The 16,933-nt window shown below is 73.1% G+C and carries 11 protein-coding genes; 4 read left to right on the forward strand and 7 right to left on the reverse strand.

Annotated elements, in window-relative coordinates; translation table 11 throughout:
* Positions 1-55: 55 nt before the first annotated feature.
* On the reverse strand, positions 56-3,472 hold the full coding sequence (locus tag ACZ4NT_RS26145; RefSeq protein WP_467727926.1) for a protein kinase: 3,417 nt from the start codon (positions 3,470-3,472) through the stop codon (positions 56-58).
* Positions 3,473-3,672: 200 nt separating this feature from the next.
* The gene (locus ACZ4NT_RS26150; RefSeq protein WP_467727928.1) at positions 3,673-5,841 is read right to left on the reverse strand and encodes a serine/threonine-protein kinase; all 2,169 of its coding nucleotides are present in this window, start codon (positions 5,839-5,841) and stop codon (positions 3,673-3,675) included.
* Between the two features lie 225 nt (positions 5,842-6,066).
* Here ACZ4NT_RS26150 and ACZ4NT_RS26155 point away from each other — a divergent pair, with 225 nt between their 5' ends.
* Positions 6,067-7,308 (forward strand): serine hydrolase domain-containing protein, encoded by a 1,242-nt coding sequence (locus ACZ4NT_RS26155; RefSeq protein ID WP_467727930.1) that lies wholly within the window; start codon positions 6,067-6,069, stop codon positions 7,306-7,308.
* Between the two features lie 323 nt (positions 7,309-7,631).
* Here ACZ4NT_RS26155 and ACZ4NT_RS26160 read toward each other — a convergent pair whose 3' ends face one another.
* Positions 7,632-9,338, reverse strand: a complete 1,707-nt coding sequence (locus ACZ4NT_RS26160; protein ID WP_121405546.1) for a glycerol-3-phosphate dehydrogenase/oxidase — start codon at positions 9,336-9,338, stop codon at positions 7,632-7,634.
* A 272-nt stretch (positions 9,339-9,610) separates the two neighbouring features.
* Between ACZ4NT_RS26160 and ACZ4NT_RS26165 the strand changes: the two genes are divergently transcribed.
* Positions 9,611-10,819 (forward strand): nucleotide sugar dehydrogenase, encoded by a 1,209-nt coding sequence (locus ACZ4NT_RS26165; RefSeq protein ID WP_121405545.1) that lies wholly within the window; start codon positions 9,611-9,613, stop codon positions 10,817-10,819.
* A 122-nt stretch (positions 10,820-10,941) separates the two neighbouring features.
* Positions 10,942-11,511, forward strand: coding sequence for a hypothetical protein (locus tag ACZ4NT_RS26170; RefSeq protein WP_467727933.1), 570 nt, complete (start codon positions 10,942-10,944; stop codon positions 11,509-11,511).
* Between the two features lie 62 nt (positions 11,512-11,573).
* Here ACZ4NT_RS26170 and ACZ4NT_RS26175 read toward each other — a convergent pair whose 3' ends face one another.
* From ACZ4NT_RS26175 to ACZ4NT_RS26190, 4 genes are all read right to left on the reverse strand, one after another.
* Positions 11,574-12,698 carry a GuaB3 family IMP dehydrogenase-related protein gene (locus ACZ4NT_RS26175; RefSeq protein WP_121405543.1) on the reverse strand — a complete coding sequence of 375 codons (1,125 nt, stop codon included), beginning with the start codon at positions 12,696-12,698 and terminating at the stop codon, positions 11,574-11,576.
* Positions 12,699-12,823: 125 nt separating this feature from the next.
* On the reverse strand, positions 12,824-14,329 hold the full coding sequence (guaB, locus tag ACZ4NT_RS26180) for an IMP dehydrogenase (protein WP_121405542.1): 1,506 nt from the start codon (positions 14,327-14,329) through the stop codon (positions 12,824-12,826).
* A gap of 350 nt (positions 14,330-14,679) precedes the next feature.
* Positions 14,680-15,255 carry a sigma-70 family RNA polymerase sigma factor gene (locus ACZ4NT_RS26185; protein WP_121405541.1) on the reverse strand — a complete coding sequence of 192 codons (576 nt, stop codon included), beginning with the start codon at positions 15,253-15,255 and terminating at the stop codon, positions 14,680-14,682.
* Positions 15,256-15,535: 280 nt separating this feature from the next.
* The gene (locus ACZ4NT_RS26190; protein ID WP_003948568.1) at positions 15,536-16,147 is read right to left on the reverse strand and encodes a response regulator transcription factor; all 612 of its coding nucleotides are present in this window, start codon (positions 16,145-16,147) and stop codon (positions 15,536-15,538) included.
* A gap of 389 nt (positions 16,148-16,536) precedes the next feature.
* Between ACZ4NT_RS26190 and ACZ4NT_RS26195 the strand changes: the two genes are divergently transcribed.
* On the forward strand, positions 16,537-16,869 hold the full coding sequence (locus tag ACZ4NT_RS26195) for a WhiB family transcriptional regulator (RefSeq protein ID WP_121405540.1): 333 nt from the start codon (positions 16,537-16,539) through the stop codon (positions 16,867-16,869).
* The last annotated feature ends 64 nt before the right edge of the window (positions 16,870-16,933 follow it).

The raw sequence follows: 16,933 nt of genomic DNA on the forward strand, positions 1-16,933 counted from the left end.
GCCGGTGGGTGGTTGGTGGCATGCCGGTGTCCGCGAGCCGGAGGGCGCGGCCCTCTCAGCCGGTGACCTGGTACGTCGACGACGCCTGCTCGTACAGCCGGGTCACCTCGTCGCGTTCGGCTTCCGGGCCGCGCACCTGCACCACGTGGTACTTGCCGCCGACCACCATCGCCAGATTGCGCACGTACAGCTCGCGGCCCTCGCCGTCGGTCCACGTGAACTGCCCCTCGGCCATGGCCCGGCCGCCCACCTCGATCGTCCGCATCCCGCTGGACGTGGCCCAGGTCGAGTCGCGGAACGGCTGCAGCTCGCGCTCCTTCTCCCGCTGATACGCCATGGGATCGCTGCCGTAGGCGTCCGTGCCGTCCCGCCCGGGCACGACGATGAGCTGGAAGTCCCCGTGCGCGTAGACGACTTGACCCCGCCCGTTCTTGGCGGACCGGTCCCATCCTCGGGCCACGGCGATCCGGAACCCCTCGGCGTCCTTGCGCACGGTGAAGCCCTGGGCCACATCCGGGTCGGAGGACGTCTGGTCCTGCGACGAACCGGGGGACTTGGAGGGGCTCTTGCCGCTGCCGGGCGAGGTCTGGTCGGGACGTGGTTCGCTGCTCGCCTTGCCGTCGCTCCCGCCGCCCGGCGTGGGCCCGGCGTCCTCGGCGGCACCGGTCCGCTCGCCGTCCGTGCGCCCGGCGGTGTCCGCCTTCGGCATGAAGTACAGGGCGTACACGACCGCCGCGGCCAGCATGAGGAGCACCAGCAGGACCAGGTTCCGGCCCAATGACCGGGGCTGGGCCGTCCGCTCCTGCCTGGCGCGCTTGTGGCGGGCGTGCGGGCTGGTCGCGGGCAGCCCGGCGCGACGTCGGCGCACGAGCTCACCCCGGCGCCGTACGATCGGCAGCCGTCGCGGGTCGACGGGCGGAGCGGCGATGACGTGCGCGCCCGCCTCGGGTTCCGGCGCCGAACGGACCAGGGAGCGCAGCCAGCCGCGCAGCTCCTCGAAGTCGAGCCGCTCGGTCGGGTCCTGACGCAGCAGCGACTCCACGACCGGGCGCAGCGGCCCGCACTCCTCGGCGAACGCCGGCGGCTCCGCGCAGACCAGCTGGACCAGTTCGGCCGTGTTCTCCTCCGGGTAGGGTGCGTGGCCCTGCACGGCGCGGAAGAGCAGCGCGCCGAGCGCCCACAGATCGGTGGCCGGGCCGATCGGCGCGGCGAGCTGCCAGTTCTCGTGCACGGGCCCGGCCTGCTCCGGCGCCCAGCGTTCGGTCACCGGTCCGACCACGGCCATCCGCGCCTGGCGGGCCCGCTCGGCGGCGAGCGCGGTGGCGGGGCCGCGGCGGGGGGCGGCGGCGACCAGCTGGTCCCAGCGGGTCGCGTCCTGGGAAGAGCCCGGCCCCGAGGGCTGCGCTGCGTGCGGCTGCGCCGCCTGGTGACGGGCGTGGTGCGGGGGCAGTCCGGTGGCCGGAGCGGGGGTCGCCGCGCCGGCACCGAGTCGGTGGACGGACTCCTGCACCGGTCCGAGCTCCGGCGCACCGCCGGGTCCCGTGCCGGGGCCGGTGCCCGGGAACGCCGCGTGCGGCTGCTCCCCGCTCCCTCCGGGGAGGGCGGTACGGCTCTGTCCGGCGGCCCCGTTCCGCGGAACGGCACCGTGCCACGGGTTGCCCCGTCCGACTCCGTAGGGGTCGGCTATCTGCCCGGGGGGCGGGGAAGCGGGGGCCCGCTCCACGCCTCGGCCCGGCGCCGGGGCTTCCTCACCCCGGCCGTACGCCCGTCCCGGCTCGGCACCGTGGCCGGAAGGCCGGGCGGGGTCACCGCGGTAACCGGTGCCCCGATCGGGGTCACCGCCGTAACCGGGCGCCTGACCTGCGTCACCGCCGCGACGGGGAGCCTGACCGGGGCTCACGCCGTAACCGGGGTCGGCGTCACCGCCGTAGCCGGACGACCGGGCGGCGTCCTCGCCGTGGCCGGACGGCTGACGGGGCTCGGAGCCGTAGCCGTAGGCCTGGCCCGGACCTCCCCGGTGACCGGGGTCCTGGCGGCCGCCACCCGCGTAGCCGGAAGCCCGACCCGCCTCGGTGCCGTACTCGGGCCCCTGGCCGCCCTCGGGACCGTAACCGGGCACACCACGGGACTCGGTGCCGTACCCGGGCCCCTGCCCGGCCTGCGAAGCACGACCGGAACCCTGCCCGGCCCACGCTCCGTGACCGGGCACACCACGGGACTCGGTGCCGTACCCGGGACCGGGACCGGACGGGCCCTGGGGTCCGCTGCCGTACCCGGGGGCCCGCGTGGCGTCCGGGTACCGGTCGCCCTGCCGGGGCGCGTCACCGCGGTCGGTCGCGGCGCCCGGAGCCGTGCCGGGACCCGGCGCGGACCGGGGGCCGGGCAGCGCCGTCCGGCTGTCGCGCTCCTCGTCCTGGACGCGGGCCGCGGCCCGCGCACCCGCCCGGTACGCGGCGATCGCCCCGGCACGTGCCGCCCGGGCGTCGTCCCCCTCCGCCGTCCGGCCGCCGAGGGCCGGGACACCGCCGCGCGGCCCGCCCGCGGCGGGGGCGCGGCCCGCGGCCCGCGCCTCCTGCCCGGCCGCCCGCGCCTCCATGCCCTTCTCGCGCGCCTCGATGGCCGCCCGGCGAGCCGCCTCGGGATCCCGGCTGAGCGGTCCGCCGACTCCGGCGCCCGCACCGAGGGAGTGCCCCGCGACCAGACCGGCGCCCGCACCGAGGGAGGGGTCCGAGACCAGGCCGGCGCCCGCGCCGAGGGAGTGGCCCGTCACTCCTCCGGCCATCGGACCGCCACGGGCGCCGCCCGGCCCGACGGCTCCTCCGGCCGGCTCCCCGTCCCCGGGGGGCAGCGGGTCGTACCCGCACAGCGCCTCCTCGGCGGCGCCGACCGCGAGACCGCTGAGCATCACGCGGCCGTCGTCGCAGACGAGCACCGTGCGTGCGGTGACGTTCCGGTGCACCCAGCCGTGCGCGTGCAGCACCCGCAGGGCCATGAGGACGTCCGAGGCGACCTCCGCCGCCCGGTACGGCGTCAGCGGCTTCTCGGCGAGCAGCGCCGACAGCGGCCGGGCGGCCACCAACTCGCTGACGACCCAGAGCGAACCACCCTCGGCGAACACGTCGAAGACTTGGTCGAGCCGGGGGTGGTCGGGTATCCGGGCCGCGGCCTGGGCGGCCTCGATGGCCCGCCGCACGGCCGGCTCCGCGGGGCGCCGCGTCGTCCGCGCGCCCGCACCGCTCCGGCCCCGCGCACCCTGGGCGCCCGCGCCGTCCCGGGCCACGAACCCTTCCGGCAGCCCGTCCGCGTCGAGGACCTCCGCCTCGACGACCTCGGGCAACGGCACCTGCCTGACCAGGACTTCCTGGCCGCTGTAGGTGTCGAAGGCGCGGGTCTCGGCGAGTTCGTACTCGTCGGACGGCGGCAGGGGCAGGCGGTAGCGGTCGGCGAGTACCCGTCCCGCGTAGTCGTCCACGACGCCTCCCCCGGCCGCCCGGTGGTCAATTCCGTTCGGGTTGCGCTCCGTTGTGATTCCGTACGGTCCGCAACCACTCACGATACGTGCCGGAGGCAACCCGCACCGAGTTGATGCGAGATCTCAGGCCCGCGAAGTCGTCCCGGCGCGCGGCCGGGTGAACAATCGGCTCCGGACTGTCCACCCGCGCCGCCGCCGCGTCACGACTTCGGCTTGAACGTCTTCGTCAGCGTCCGCCAGGTGCTCTTGCGCAGGGCGCCGTCCCACTCGGCGTCCTTCGCCGTGTACATGAGCCCGTACCCCTGATGCGAGTTGACGACGAACCCGCGGTCTATCGACCGGTACTTCGTGCCGCCCTCCACATAGGTGAACTCCCAGTCGGCCGTGTTCCAGCCGCGGTAGTCCACCTTCTCTATGCGGATCCGCTTGTACTGCGGGCGCGTCATGTACCGCTCCTGGTTCTTCCAGTCCGCGACCGGGTCGTCCTTGGGCGTGGACGTCCAGCCGACCAGGAGCTTCTGTCCGTCGGGACCGCTGAAGCGGGCGCCTGCCGCACCGGTGGACTGGTACTTCCACCCCTTCGGCAGCCCGATGGAGAAGCCCTGACTGCCCTTGTACGTCTGTACGGCGGTGTCGTCGTCCGACTTCGTGTCGTCGTCGCCCGTCTCGCCCGACGCGCTCGCGCTCGGCGAGCTGCCGGAACCGCTGTCCGAACCCGAGCCCTGCGAGCCGGAGGGCGAAGGGGACTTCTCGTCGCCGTCCGCGCCGGTCCCGGAGCCCTTCTCCTTGTCGCCGCTGCCCGCGTTCGCGCCGCCGGACGCGGACTTGGTGTCGCCGTTCCCGCTGTCCTCGGGGCTGCCGTCGCCGCCCCCGAGGGTCAGGGCCAGCACGGTGCCGAGGATGGCGAGGGCCACGACGACGGCCGTGATCACCAGCGTCCGCCGGGGCACCACGTCGGTGAGCGACGCCTTGGGGGCGGGCCGCGGCGGCGCCGGGGGCACCTCGGGCCAGCCCGAGGCCCCCTTGTCCGTGCTCGCGGTCGCGCCGTCCCGCGTCCCGGACCGGTCGTCGGACACGCCGACCGAGGCGGTCGCGGCGGTCGTGCTCCGCCCCGCACCGGAAGCGGCACCGGCGCCGACGGCCCGTTCGGCTCCGGAACCCGCCGCACCCGGTCCGGACGAGGCGCCCGGAGCGGAACCGGCGGCGCCGGAGCCGGTGGAGCCCGCACCGGCGGACGCCGCGGCGCCGTCCCCCGCGGACCCCTCGGTCCCGGGAGCCGCGGTGGCACCGGAGGTGCCCGGGGAACCGGACTTGGTCCGGGCGGTGGCCGCGGCCGTCGCCGCGCCCGCCGCCGTGGCGGCCTTCCGCACGGAACGCAGGGCGCCGCGCAGCCGCTCGGCCGCGTCCTCGCCACGCCTGCCACCGGAGCCTCGCCGGCCGGAGTCCTCGTCCGGGACCGGCGGCAGCGCCACGACCTTCGTCGCGTCCGCCGGCTCGGGCGCGGCTTCCGCGGCCTGGGGCTTGCGGAGCACCTCGGTGAGCATCGCCCGCGCGCCCGCGTCGTCGAGCCGCTGCTCGGGATCCTTGGCCAGCAGCCCGTAGATCACCTTCTCCAGCGGGCCCGCGTGCTTCGGCTGCTCCACCGGTTCCGTCATCACCGCGGTGAGCGTCGCGATCGCGGAACCCTTGTCGTACGGCGGCACACCCTCCACCGACGCGTACAACAGCCCACCGAGCGACCAGAGGTCGGCGGCCGGCCCGGGCTTGTGCCCGCGCGCCCGCTCCGGCGAGATGTACGAGGGCGCGCCGACGAGCATGCCGGTCGAGGTGATGGACGGGTCGCCCTCCACCTGCGCGATGCCGAAGTCGGTCAGGACGACCCGGCCGTCCTCGGAGATCAGCACGTTGGACGGCTTCACGTCCCGGTGCAGGATGCCCTCGCGGTGCGCCGCGCGCAGCACGTCGAGGATCGCGAGGCCCACCTCGGCGGCCCGCCTCGGCGTGAGCAGCCCGTCCTCGCGGATGACCTCGGCGAGGGACTTGCCCTCGACGAGCTCCATCACGATCCAGGGCCGGTCGTCCTCGTCGACCACGTCGAAGACGGTCACCGCGCCGTTGTTCCTGATCCGGGCGATCGCCTTGGCCTCGCGCAGCGTCCGCGTGATCAGCCGCCGCTTCTCGTCCTCGTCGATGCTCGACGGGAACCGCAGCTCCTTGACGGCCACCGTGCGGCCCAGGGTTTCGTCCTTGGCGCGCCACACCGTGCCCATGCCGCCGCGGCCGAGTACGTCTCCCAGCCGGTACCGCCCGGCGAGGAGACGTCCGCTCTTGTCCTGACGGGATGCTCCCGCCCGCTCCGCCTCCGACATGCGTCCCCTCATGCAACCCGCCCTGACAGAGCCTTCATTGTCCCTCACGCATGGACCACCCGACGCCCAGGGTGCCTCTGGGAGCGGGGCGGCACCGGGTGCCGGTGCGACCGACCCCGGGGACCGCCTGCCACGCGGCTCCGTTCGTCCCGCATGATGGGCCCCCGACAAGGGAGGATCGCGATGCCGCTGCCCCGGACACGCCGGACACTCGTGACCATTCCGGTGACCGCCGTTCTGTTCGGCCTCATGCCGGCCGGCTCCCCCGCCGACGCGAGCGTCGCCGCGGACTCCGCCCTGACCCTGCTCGTCTCCCGGGGAAAGGCCCCGGCCGCGGCTCTCCTGGCCCGCGAGGAAACGGGTACCCGTTACGCCCACGCCGAAGCCGCCCCGGACGCCACCCCTTCCGGCACACCGGCCACACCCGGACCGCCGCCCCCGTCGGCGCCGGTCTCCGCCCCGGCCGGGAACACCGAGGCCACCTCTGACACCGCGTCCGAATCGGCCCTGCTGCCCACTTCTGACACCGCGTCCGCAACCACCGCCGCGCCCACACCCGGCTCCGGCTCCGGGGCGCCGACGGCGTCCGGGCGGTCCGCCGGTTCCGCCACCGGCGGTGCCATCCGTCGCGAGGACCACTTCCGTGCCGGCAGCATCACCAAGACGTTCCTCGCGACCGTCGTACTGCAACTCGCCGACGAGCACCGGCTGTCCCTGTCGGACTCCGTGGACGAGCACCTGCCCGGTCTGGTGCACGGAGCGGGCAACGACGGCCGCGCGCTGACCCTGCGCGCCCTGCTCACCCACACCAGCGGCCTGTACGACTTCACGGCGGAGACCAGGGGGACCGTCCCCGTCACCCCGCTTCAGGCACTGCGCACGGCCCTCACCCACCCCCCGGCCGACCGCGGCCGCTTCGCCTACTCGAACACCAATTACGTCCTGCTCGGCCTGGTCGTCCGGCAGGTCACCGGTCACTCGTACGCCACCGAGGTCCGGCGGCGCATCATCACCCCCCTTCACCTGACGGGCACCTCCCTCCCGGGAGCCCGCGTCTCACTGCCCTCACCGCACGGCCGCGCCTACGCCGCCGACGGCTCCGACGTCACCGACCTGGATCCGCGCGTGGCCGGGGCGTCGGGCGAGCTCGTCAGCACGCTCGACGACCTGGACCGCTTCTACGCGGCGCTGCTGGGCGGCGAGCTGCTCCCGCCGGACCGGCTGCGGCAGATGCTCGACACCCGGACAGCACAGGGCGAGTACGGCATGGGCCTGTATCCGGTGACATTGCCGTGCGGCACCACGGTGTGGGGCCACAACGGGCGCATATCCGGCAGCTACGTGCGCACCGCAGCCACCGTCGACGGCCGTCGCGTCCTCACCTTCCGGGTGAACACGGACGGGATGGCGGACCCCGACCTCGAACCGGCCCTGCTCGCCGCCGAGTTCTGCGCCCGCACCCCGTAGAACGCCTGGCCTTCGAGCAGAGATCCCAGCCCACGACACCCGTTCGAGTGACATCCCGACCAGCCCAACCGGCCCCGACCGGCCCAATCGGCCTCGCCCGGGAACCACTGGCCGGTGCGAACCTCGACCGCCCCCGCCCGGACCCACTGGCCCGCCCCGCCCCGCCCCGACCGGCCCGGCCCCGCCCGACCGCATCCCAGGCCCCGCCGCAGGGCGCCCGCCCGGCCCCTCCCTCACCACGCCCCAGCCCGCGCGCCTGCCTCCCCGCCCGAGACATACGAAGCGGGCCGGTCCGGGTCCGGACCGGCCCGCTCGGGCACCCGCTAGCGCACCACGATCTCCGGCGCTCCCAGCCGTGCCGCGTCCGCCGTCAGGTCGTCGGGCTGGCGCTGCGACTCGCGCTCCGCCTCGACCCGCTTCTCGTAGTGCTCGACCTCGCGCTCGATCTGGTCCTTGTCCCAGCCGAGGACCGGCGCCATCAGCTCCGCGGCCTCGCGGGCGCAGCGCGTACCCCGGTCGAAGGTCTCGATGGAGATGCGGGTCCGCCGGGTGAGGACGTCGTCCAGGTGGCGGGCCCCCTCGTGCGAGGCGGCGTAGACGATCTCGGCGCGCAGATAGTCGTCGGCGCCCTGCAGCGGCGCGCCGAGGGAGGAGTCGGCGGCGATGAGGTCGAGCAGCTCGTCGGCGAGCGAGCCGTACCGGTTCAGCAGGTGCTCCACGCGCACGACGTGGATGCCGGTCTCGGCGGCGATGCGCGCGCGTGCGTTCCACCTGGCCCGGTAGCCCTCCGCGCCGATCAGCGGGATGTCCTCGGTGACGCAGTCGGCGACCCGCTGGTCCAGGCCGTGCACCGCCTCGTCCACGGCGTCCTTGGCCATCACGCGGTACGTCGTGTACTTGCCGCCCGCCACGACGACCAGTCCCGGCACCGGGTGGGCCACGGTGTGTTCGCGGGAGAGCTTGCTGGTGGCGTCCGACTCGCCGGCGAGCAGCGGTCGCAGTCCGGCGTAGACGCCCTCGACGTCGTCACGCGTCAGGGGCACCGCGAGCACCGAGTTCACGTGCTCCAGCACGTAGTCGATGTCGGCGCTGGAGGCCGCCGGGTGCGCCTTGTCGAGGTCCCAGTCGGTGTCGGTGGTCCCGACGATCCAGTGCCGCCCCCACGGGATGACGAACAGGACCGACTTCTCGGTCCGCAGGATCAGACCGGTCGTCGAATTGATGCGGTCCTTCGGTACGACCAGATGGATGCCCTTGGACGCCCGTACGTGGAACTGGCCGCGCTCCCCCACCAACGCCTGGGTGTCGTCGGTCCACACGCCTGTCGCGTTCACCACCTGCTTGGCGTGGATCTCGTACTCCCCGCCGCTCTCGACGTCGAGCACGCGGGCGCCGACGACGCGCTCGCCCTCGCGCAGGAAGCCCGTGACCCGCGCCCGGTTGGCGGCCTTCGCCCCGTAGGCGACGGCCGTGCGCACCAGCGTGGCCACGTAACGCGCGTCGTCCATCTGCGCGTCGTAGTACTGCAGCGCGCCGACCAGCGCGTCCTTCTTCAGGGCGGGTGCGACACGCAGCGCGTGGCGGCGCGTCAGATGGCGGTGACCGGGGAGACCGCGGCCGTGTCCGCGAGCCATGGACATGGCGTCGTAGAGGGCGACGCCCGAGCCCGCGTACAGCCGCTCCCAGCCCTTGTGCTGCAGCGGGTAGAGGAACGGCACGGGCTTCACGAGGTGCGGCGCGAGCCGCTCCAGGAGCAGTCCGCGCTCCTTGAGGGCCTCGCGCACCAGCGCGAAGTCGAGCATCTCCAGATAGCGCAGGCCGCCGTGGATCAGCTTGCTGGACCTGCTGGACGTGCCGGACGCCCAGTCGCGCGCCTCCACCAGCCCGGTCGACAGGCCGCGCGTCACGGCGTCCAGCGCGGTGCCCGCACCGACCACGCCCGCGCCCACCACCAGGACGTCCAGCTCACGCTCGGCCATTCCCGCAAGTGACTCGGCTCGCTCCGCCGGCCCCAGTGTCGCTGTCCTCACCGCTGCCTCCCGCTATCCGTTGCGCTGGCCGCACCCGTCCGGCGAAGCCCGGCTCTCATCCCCCATGCCCAAATTCTCACCGCGTTGCCCACCATCGGCCACTGTCCGCGGCTCGACCTGTGGACATCAATCGGGGGCTCTCAAGGAAACACAGCCAAGTAATCCCGCAAATCGGTCATATTTACTCCTAGTCTGACATTGCGCTCGCCCGTTCTGTCCACCGGGCTTGCGCACCTGTCCCACTACGGCTACTGGGAAGGACGGCCCACGCCATGCCCGCAGATCTCGCCGTCATCGGACTCGGTCATCTCGGCCTGCCCCTGGCCCAGGCCGCCGTCGCGGCCGGCATCCCCACGCTCGGCTACAAGACCGGCCCCGAGGGCGGCTCCCTCACCGCGGCCGAGCTGCGCCGGATGCACTCGGGGGGCTTCCGGCCGACCACCAACCCGGCCGAGCTCGGCCGGGTGCGTACGGCGGTCATCTGCGCACCCACCCCGCGGGGCGCGGACGGAGGGCCCGATCTGGGCCAGGTGGCCGCCGCCGCCCGCACCCTGGCCGCCCGGATGCGCCCGCACACCACGGTGATCCTGGAGTCCCCCGTCCACCCCGGGACCACGGAGGACTTCCTGCGCCCCCTGCTGGAGGAGGGCTCCGGGCTGCGCGCGGGACGCGACTTCCACCTGGCGTACTCGCCCAGCCGGGTCGACCCCGGCAACCGCGACTTCAACCCGTCCAACACACCGAAGGTCATCGGCGGCCTCACACCCGCCTGCACCGAGTCGGCCGCCGCCTTCTACGGACGGCTCACCGACAAGGTCGTCCGGGCCCGCGGCCCCCGCGAGGCCGAGACGGTGCAGCTGCTGGAGACCAATTTCCGGCACGTCAACATCGCCCTGGTCAACGAGATGGCCGTGCTCTGCCACGATCTGGGCGTCGACCTGTGGGACGTCATCCGGTGCGCCGAGACCAAGCCGTTCGGCTTCCAGGCCTTCCGGCCGGGCCCCGGTGTCGGGGGCCACGCCGTCGCCCAGGACCTCACCGGCCGCTCCGGCCGCACCCTGCGCATGGTCGAACTGGCCCGGCAGGTCAACGACCACATGCCGCAGTACGTCATCCAGCGCGCCGCGACCCTCCTCAACGAGCACGGGAAATCCGCCCGCGGCGCCCGCGTGCTGCTGCTCGGCATCACCTACAAGCAGGACCTCGCCGACCAGCAGGGCTCCCCCGCCCACGAGATCGCCCTGCGCCTGATGGAACTCGGCGCGTCCGTCAGCTACCACGACCCGCTCATCCCCGCGTGGAGCGTCCTGGACCGCCCCATCCCCCGGGCCGACTCCCTCTACGAGGCCGCGGCCGACGCCGATCTGACGATCCTGCTCCAGCAGCACCGCACGTACGACCTCCAGGGCCTGTCCGTGAAGGCGCAGCTCCTCCTGGACACCCGGGGAGCCACCCCGACCGGTGCCGCGCACCGGCTCTGACCTCCCCGAAACCCCTGGGCGGGACGTCAGCGCGTCCTGCTAATGTGCGGCAGCTCTCGCACATGCGTGCGCTCGCGTTCCCGGCGCACCCGTCGTGCGCTGCTGTCCCTGGGGGGATCCACATGAGTCAGTCGTCCACGCCGCCGCCCGTGCCGCCTTCCGAGCCGTCCGGGAACCCGTACGCGAACGGGCCCGCCGCGCAGGGCACCCCGCCCGCGCCGGACTTTCCGCAGCAGCAGGGCGCGCCGGCCTTCCCGATGGCGCCGGTCGCCCCCACCGCGCCGGCCCGCGCCCACCTCGGCCTCGGCCTCGCGGCCGCCGTCGGTGCCGCCCTGGTCGCCGCGGGCGTCTACGGCGTGGTCATCGGCCTCACGAAGCACGAGATCGGCTGGGCCGCCGTGGGCGTCGGCTTCGTGATCGGCCTCGCGGCGGGCCGGGTGGGCGGGCGCAACCCGGTCCTGCCGGTCGTCAGCGTCGTGCTGTCCGCGGCCTCGGTCTACTTCGGCCAGCTGATCGGCGAGGCCATGCTCATCGCCAAGGAGTTCGGCGTCGGCTTCAGCGAGGTCTTCTTCGACAACCTCGGCCTGGTCCAGGAGGCGTGGAAGACCGACGCCGACCCGCTGACCTTCGTCTTCTTCGCGATCGCCGCCTACGTGGCGTTCTCCAGCGCCAGGAGGGCCGGCCACCAGTAGGCCCCCCGCACACGAAGGGGCCCGGTCACCGCACGGCGACCGGGCCCGACACGTCGTACGGCCTAGCGCTTGTGCTGCGCGTCCGCCACCGTGACCTCGACGCGCTGGAACTCCTTGAGCTCGCTGTAGCCGGTGGTGGCCATGGCGCGGCGGAGGGCACCGAAGATGTTCATGGAGCCGTCCGGGATGTGCGAGGGACCGGTGAGGATCTCCTCGATCGTGCCGACGGTGCCGAGGTCGACCTTCTTGCCGCGCGGCAGCTCCTCGTTCACCGCCTCCATGCCCCAGTGGTGGCCCCGGCCGGGCGCGTCCGTGGCACGGGCCAGCGGGGAGCCCATCATCACGGAGTCGGCACCGCAGGCGATGGCCTTGGGCAGGTCGCCGGACCAGCCGACACCGCCGTCGGCGATGACGTGCACGTACCGGCCGCCGGACTCGTCCATGTAGTCCCGGCGGGCCGCGGCGACGTCCGCCACCGCGGTCGCCATCGGGACCTGGATGCCCAGGACGTTGCGGGTGGTGTGCGCGGCGCCGCCGCCGAAGCCGACCAGCACACCGGCCGCGCCCGTGCGCATCAGGTGCAGGGCGGCGGTGTACGTGGCGCAGCCGCCGACGATCACCGGGACGTCCAGCTCGTAGATGAACTGCTTCAGGTTCAGCGGCTCGGCGGCACCGGAGACGTGCTCGGCCGACACCGTCGTACCGCGGATGACGAAGATGTCGACGCCCGCGTCCACGACGGCCTTGGAGAACTGCGCGGTGCGCTGCGGGGACAGCGCCGCCGCGGTGACCACGCCCGAGTCGCGCACCTCCTTGATGCGCTGCCCGATCAGCTCCTCCCTGATGGGAGCCGCGTAGATCTCCTGCAGGCGGCGGGTCGCGGTCTCCGAGTCCAGCTCGGCGATCTCGTCGAGCAGCGGCTGCGGGTCCTCGTACCGCGTCCACAGGCCCTCGAGGTTGAGCACGCCCAGGCCGCCCAGCTCACCGATGCGGATCGCGGTGGCCGGGGAGACGACCGAGTCCATGGGGGCGGCCAGGAAGGGCAGCTCGAAGCGGTAGGCGTCGATCTGCCAGGCGATCGAGACCTCCTTCGGGTCCCGGGTTCGGCGGCTCGGGACGACGGCGATGTCGTCGAAGGCGTACGCCCGGCGGCCGCGCTTGCCGCGCCCGATCTCGATCTCAGTCACGTGTGTGGCCTTTCCCTCTGCGGTTCAGCGCCTTCCAGTATCCCCGACGCCAACGGCGAGGGCGGTCCCGGAGGCTCCGGAACCGCCCTTGAACATGCTTCACGCCGGGTGAAGCCGGTGGCCGACTACACGCCGCGGCTGTAGTTCGGCGCCTCGACCGTCATCTGGATGTCGTGCGGGTGGCTCTCCTTGAGGCCCGCGGACGTGATGCGCACGAAGCGGCCCTTGGACTCCATCTCGTCGATGGAGGCGGCGCCCACGTAGCCCATGGTCTGGCGCAGGCCGCCGACGAGCTGGTGCAGCACGTTGGCCAGCGGGCCCCGGTAGGGCACCTGGCCCTCGATGCCCTCGGGCACCAGCTTGTCGTCGGACGCCACCTCGGCCTGGAAGTAGCGGTCCTTGGAGTAGGACCGGCCCTGGCCGCGGGACTGCATCGCGCCGAGGGAACCCATGCCGCGGTACGACTTGAACTGCTTGCCGTTGATGAACTGCAGCTCGCCGGGCGACTCCTCGCAGCCGGCGAGCAGGCTGCCCAGCATCACCGTGTCGGCACCGGCGGCGAGCGCCTTGCCGATGTCGCCGGAGTACTGCAGACCGCCGTCGCCGATCACCGGGACGCCCGCGGCGCGCGCCGCGAGGGCCGCCTCGTAGATGGCGGTGACCTGCGGGACGCCGATGCCGGCGACCACGCGGGTGGTACAGATCGAGCCGGGGCCCACGCCCACCTTGACGCCGTCCACACCGGCGTCGATCAGCGCCTGGGCGCCGTCCCGGGTGGCGACGTTGCCGCCGATCACGTCGACGCCGACGCTCGACTTGATCTTCGCCATCCAGTTGAGGGCGTTGCTGTTGTGTCCGTGCGAGGTGTCGACGATCAGGAAGTCCACGCCGGCCTCGGCGAGCGCCTGGGCCCGCTCCAGCGCCTCGGGGCTGGCACCGACCGCCGCGCCGACGAGGAGGCGGCCCTCGGCGTCCTTCGCGGCGTTCGGGTACTTCTCGGCCTTCACGAAGTCCTTGACCGTGATGAGGCCCTTGAGGAGGCCCGCGTCGTCGACCAGCGGGAGCTTCTCGATCTTGTGGCGGCGCAGCAGCTCCATGGCGTCGTTGCCCGAGATGCCGACCTTGCCGGTGACCAGCGGCATGGGGGTCATGACCTCGCGGACCTGGCGGGAGCGGTCGCTCTCGAAGGCCATGTCGCGGTTGGTGACGATGCCGAGCAGCTTGCCGGTCCCGTCGGTGACGGGGACACCGCTGATGCGGAACTTGGCGCACAGCGCGTCGGCCTCGGCGAGCGTGGCGTCCGGGTGCACGGTGATCGGGTCGGTGACCATGCCGGACTCGGAGCGCTTCACGAGGTCGACCTGGTTGACCTGGTCCTCGATGGACAGGTTCCGGTGCAGCACACCGACGCCGCCCTGACGCGCCATGGCGATCGCCATGCGGGACTCGGTCACCTTGTCCATGGCCGCCGACAGCAGCGGGATGTTCACGCGTACGTTGCGGGAGATGCGGGACGAGGTGTCGACCGCGTTGGGGAGCACCTCGGATGCGCCCGGCAGCAGCAGCACGTCGTCGTAGGTGAGCCCGAGCGTCGCAAATTTGGCGGGCACTCCGTCGACGTTGGCAGTCATGACACCTTCCCCAAATGGCCTTGATCGGTGCGGATGTCCATGCTAACGGGAAGCATGGCTCTCTCATTCCACGGTTCCGGGCACCCGTCGGCTTCGTAGATTCATACGAGCCGGGGGTCGGCGCCGTTCAAGCGGGACCCCCCGGTGATGAGCCGCGGAGGACCGCTCCCGGGCGGGCCCGTCCGGCACCGCCGCCGCGGTGGCCGCCGGCCCGGCGGCGCGGAACACCCCCGCAGGGCGCGTGACTCCGGCGGCTCCGGCCGTCACCGCGACACCCGCCGCCCGCGGACCGGAGCCGTACGGGACGCCGGGGGCGAGGGCCGCCGAGGACGGCGGACCGCCGCCGCCCGCTACTGCTCCGCCAGCGCCCTCAGGCGGCTCAGCGCACGGTGCTGGGCCACGCGGACCGCGCCGGGTGACATTCCCAACATCTGCCCCGTCTCCTCGGCCGTGAGCCCCACCGCGATCCTCAGCAGGAGCAGTTCCCGCTGGTTCTCGGGGAGGTTGGCCAAGAGCTTCTTGGCCCACTCGGCATCGCTGCTGAGCAGGGCGCGCTCCTCGGGACCGAGCGAGTCGTCCGGGCGCTCGGGCATCTCGTCCGAGGGCACGGCCGTCGAGCCGGGGTGCCGCATCGCGGCGCGCTGGAGGTCGGCGACCTTGTGCGCGGCGATGGCGAAGACGAAGGCTTCGAACGGGCGACCGGTGTCCTTGTAGCGCGGCAGCGCCAGCAGCACCGCTACGCAGACCTCTTGCGCCAGGTCCTCCACGAAGTGCCGCGCGTCGCCCGGCAGCCGGGAGAGACGGGTGCGGCAGTAGCGCAGCGCGAGAGGGTGTACGTGAGCGAGCAGGTCGTGTGTCGCCTGCTCGTCGCCGTCGACCGCGCGATGGACGAGCGCACCGATCCCCGTCGTCTCGTCATCGCGCATCGGTCCATGGTGCCTCGGCGTCGTCCGATCCGTGGCACCGCGTCCATAGTTGTGCACCGAAGCGTTATGAGCAGGTGCGCCGGAACTCATCTCCTGCGCCCTCCCCTTCCGCTCGACCGAATCGTCCCCGAGGAACTCCACACCTCAAGGATGCGGCATCCGCCGGGAAACGGGGATCGGGCATCGGAAGGAGGGTGTGCGGCGCCCCGGCCCCGCCCGCCGGGCGGCGGGCGGGAGGCGCCGTACGGCGGGTGGGGATCGCCGTCCCGCAGCGGTTCACCTAGCGGACCAGACCCCACCGGAAGCCGAGCGCCACGGCGTGCGCGCGGTCCGAGGCACCGAGCTTCTTGAAGAGCCGCCGGGCGTGCGTCTTGACGGTGTCCTCGGAGAGGAACAGCTCGCGTCCGATCTCCGCGTTGGAGCGGCCGTGGCTCATGCCCTCCAGGACCTGGATCTCACGCGCCGTGAGTGTCGGCGCGGCGCCCATCTCGGCCGACCGCAGTCTGCGCGGGGCGAGCCGCCAGGTCGGGTCGGCGAGTGCCTGCGTCACCGTGGCCCGCAGTTCGGCGCGCGAGGCGTCCTTGTGCAGATAGCCGCGGGCACCGGCGGCGACGGCGAGCGCCACACCGTCCAGGTCCTCGGCGACGGTGAGCATGATGATGCGGGCACCCGGGTCGGCGGAGAGCAGCCGCCGGACCGTCTCGACGCCGCCCAGACCGGGCATGCGTACGTCCATCAGAATCAGGTCCGAGCGGTCGGCACCCCAGCGGCGGAGCACTTCCTCGCCGTTGGCCGCCGTGGTCACACGCTCGACGCCGGGCACGGTGGCAACCGCGCGGCGGAGCGCTTCTCGGGCAAGCGGGGAGTCGTCGCAGACGAGGACGGATGTCATGGCCGCCCTCCGCAGCTGATGCGCGTCACCTTGAGCCTCCAGGCTGGTACGAATCGTCACCTGTGCGGTCGACACTCGCGGACGGATACTGCCGTCTGCCCGAGCGCTTGTTCCTTCAACCGCCTCGCACTATCAACGATGGTCACTCGAAAGAGTTACGGGGCCGTCCGCCATCTTCGGCACTCTACGTGAGGGGGCGGACACGGTGCAGACATGCGCAACGGACCCTCAACCTTTCATCACAACCCATGCCCCATTTAGCCGGTTTTCTTCCCTTTTGCTGGTGTCTATGGCTAGATTCGCAATGAGTCATATTTTCATCTCCTTAGATCGTAGATGTACGGTCGGTGGGCACAGAGCAGCCCAGAACGGCAACAAGGGGACACGCAATGGCAGATTTCTCCCGCCTTCCCGGTCCGAACGCGGACCTCTGGGACTGGCAGCTCCTCGCGGCCTGCCGCGGGGTCGACAGCTCGCTCTTCTTCCACCCGGAGGGCGAGCGCGGTGCGGCACGGAGCGCTCGTGAGAACTCGGCCAAAGAGGTCTGCATGAGATGCCCCGTACGCGCCCAGTGCGCGGCTCACGCCCTGGCGGTGCGCGAGCCGTACGGCGTGTGGGGCGGGCTGACCGAGGACGAGCGTGAAGAGCTGATGGGACGGGCGCGCAACCGGCTGGTGTCGGCGGCCAGCAGCGGGGGCCCCGAGGATCGGCCGCACAACTGAAGGAACGTTTCTCCAAAGACGGGCACGCGCGGGCGTGCCCCTGCTTTTGGTGCGCTGCCGCCTG

Source organism: Streptomyces sp. NPDC026417 (assembly GCF_055567695.1).

What these genes read in the sequence shown, in the direction of transcription:
- ACZ4NT_RS26150 (WP_467727928.1), bottom strand. Translation starts at nt 5,841, where the DNA reads ATGTCGGAGGCGGAGCGGGCGGGAGCATCCCGTCAGGACAAGAGCGGA.
- ACZ4NT_RS26165 (WP_121405545.1), top strand. Translation starts at nt 9,611, where the DNA reads ATGCCCGCAGATCTCGCCGTCATCGGACTCGGTCATCTCGGCCTGCCC.
- ACZ4NT_RS26170 (WP_467727933.1), top strand. Translation starts at nt 10,942, where the DNA reads ATGAGTCAGTCGTCCACGCCGCCGCCCGTGCCGCCTTCCGAGCCGTCC.
- guaB (WP_121405542.1), bottom strand. Translation starts at nt 14,329, where the DNA reads ATGACTGCCAACGTCGACGGAGTGCCCGCCAAATTTGCGACGCTCGGG.
- ACZ4NT_RS26185 (WP_121405541.1), bottom strand. Translation starts at nt 15,255, where the DNA reads ATGCGCGATGACGAGACGACGGGGATCGGTGCGCTCGTCCATCGCGCG.
- ACZ4NT_RS26190 (WP_003948568.1), bottom strand. Translation starts at nt 16,147, where the DNA reads ATGACATCCGTCCTCGTCTGCGACGACTCCCCGCTTGCCCGAGAAGCG.
- ACZ4NT_RS26195 (WP_121405540.1), top strand. Translation starts at nt 16,537, where the DNA reads ATGGCAGATTTCTCCCGCCTTCCCGGTCCGAACGCGGACCTCTGGGAC.